At 39.9% G+C, this 253-nt stretch carries 1 protein-coding gene; it reads left to right on the top strand.

Annotated elements, in window-relative coordinates; all coding sequences use genetic code 11:
• On the top strand, window positions 1–253 hold a 253-nt coding region (locus tag RYX56_RS23920; protein ID WP_317124329.1), incomplete at both ends, for a transposase.

Below are 253 nucleotides of genomic sequence, written 5' to 3'. Positions count from 1 at the left end.
CAGTGGGAAAGTCACGCTTCCTTGGGCCCTTTATCATGGGGAACGTGCTGGAATTAAATTGCATGTAAGCTACACTCCACATACCGAAATGCTTTTACAAGTAGTTGAAACTACAGGACTCGTTCATGATGGGCCAATTAGCGAAAAATTAGCGGATGCTCGATTTATCATGGTAAAAGATCGAGCCTATTTAAAAATCAAACGAATCGATCAATTTGTATCAGACCAACAAAAGTTCGTTATTCGCATGAAA

The organism is Alkalihalophilus lindianensis (assembly GCF_032843265.1).
Lineage (GTDB): Bacteria > Bacillota > Bacilli > Bacillales > Bacillaceae_D > Alkalihalophilus > Alkalihalophilus lindianensis.
This window is presented reverse-complemented; position numbering and strand designations above follow the sequence as displayed.